1 pseudogene is annotated in these 1971 nt (G+C 59.0%); it reads right to left on the bottom strand.

From position 1 onward, the window contains the following. Positions 1 to 143 precede the first annotated feature (143 nt). Positions 144 to 1971 (bottom strand): annotated as a pseudogene (locus V8Z74_RS26085) (Tn3-like element IS1071 family transposase); the annotation flags it as partial.

The raw sequence follows: 1971 nt of genomic DNA on the forward strand, positions 1-1971 counted from the left end.
GGGGTCTCCTCGTTTTCAGTGCAATAAGTGACGGTACGAAAAGCTAGCACTGGCGCGGAGGTGGTGTTGGTAGATCGTTGATTTCATTGACTTTCCTGTTCACTTTCAAATCTGCGATTCGTGGCGTCAAACCGTGGTCGGTTTCATCCATTGGTGCCAGTTATCGATGCATTTGGCCGCGAAGGCAGGATTTGGTCAGCATAGCGGTCAACCGGGAAGCGAAACACACCCCGCAAGTTGATGCTCTCCAGCCTGGTGGGCGCAATCTTCCCGATCAGTTCCGGTGGAATGACCTGGCGGCGGTTCGACCAGCGATCCAGGACCGCCTGCATCTGTGAGGTATTCCACGCCATCACGATGTTGGCCATCAGGCTCAACGCATCGGCCACAGCCTGCATTTCATCGACACGTTTGGCCTGCGCCGGGCTGATCCGGCCGGTATAAATGGCGCGCTTGAGGGCGTTAACAGCCTCGCCCCGATTGAGCACCCGGCGCAACTCGTTCCTGAAAGCGTCCTTGACAAAGTAGTCAGCCAAAAACGCCGTACGCAGCAACCGCCCCAATTGCACGCCAGCCTCATAGATTGGATCGCCCTGGGCGGCAGAACCGAACCGCGCAAGAGCTGCCACCGCACTGGCATGTCCGCTCATGACCGAGGCTGCCAGGTGCACCAGACTATCCCAATGCTTTTCGATCAAAGCGACGTCGACATTGGCTTCGCACACCGCAGCGATTTCTGCGGGCACTTTGGTGCCGCGTGGCACAAAGAGGTGGCGCTGTTTGAGTTCCTTCAACCGCGGGCAAAGATCAAAACCAAGCAAACGGGCATGTGACATGGCAAAGTCGGTGTAGCCATGGGTATCCACAGCAAGCTGGCTGGTCTCCAGCTTTTCTTGGCGGATGACACCTTCAATGGCCACGCCCGCCTGGCGCTCATTGAGCACAAAGGGCTGCGCATGGAAGATGCCCCACCGGTCTTTTACATGGGAGTAGATTCCAATGGAAGGTGTGTTGCGCCGAGGATCAAGCCGGGCTTGCCACACCCGTTTGGTGGTCTCCATGCTCATCATGTCAGAAGATGCCAAATCGGACCGCCCCCAGGTGGCGGCAATCGGGTGTCGCTGCATGAATTCCAGCACAGCCTGGCAGGCCTGGCTCAGACGCCGTTCGTCCCGCGCCCAGCGCATGGCCTGGCGAATGCTGGTGGCAGACAATTGCGGAATCATGCGCGCGCATTCGACCGCAGTCAGACTGGTGCCGTGGGCCATGATGCCGGCATAGACCATCAGCAGCTCGTCGGTAGAGCGCGGCTCACGTCCGAGCATGATCCAGCTAAAGCGCACCTGGGCGTCAACGGCCAGAATCACTTCCGGCAATTGAACCTCACCGATGCGGTGATCCAAAGCCGCGCGCAGCTTGGTCACTTCTGGGTCTTCGTCCTCTGCGGGCAATGGCGACAAATGGAGTTCATCATCCACGCGCAGTACGCCACTGCGGGCTGCAGCGGCCACCGCATCGACACCGGCAGTTACTCTGGCCAGCAAAGGCTTCAAGAAAGTGGCAGCCTTGCTGGGTAACGATAGACGGGCATAGTGTTTCTTGGACTCTGCCTGCCAACGCTCGTCCGTGAAGAACAAGCGCGCACGACCCCGAAAGCTCAGGCTGTGCTCAATCCAGACCGAGCCATTGCGCACCGCGCGGCGCAGGGCAAACAGGGTGGCCACCTCCAACGCCTGAAACGCCCGTTCCCGGTCTGGGCTGGAGATCGAAACCTGCCAGATCATTCCCAGACTTGGTGCCACCACTTCAACTGGCAGCTTTCTGGATCCTTTGAGATATAAAGCTTGCAGCTTGGCAAGGTACTCGATGGCAGGATGCTCGCCGGTGGCCTGCCAGGGCAGCTTTGCAATGGCGACGAGCAACGACCGCACGGGGCGAATTCCATCAATCAATCCCTCGCGGACCAGGGAG

The organism is Comamonas sp. w2-DMI, assembly GCF_040187735.1.
Lineage (GTDB): Bacteria > Pseudomonadota > Gammaproteobacteria > Burkholderiales > Burkholderiaceae_C > Comamonas > Comamonas terrae.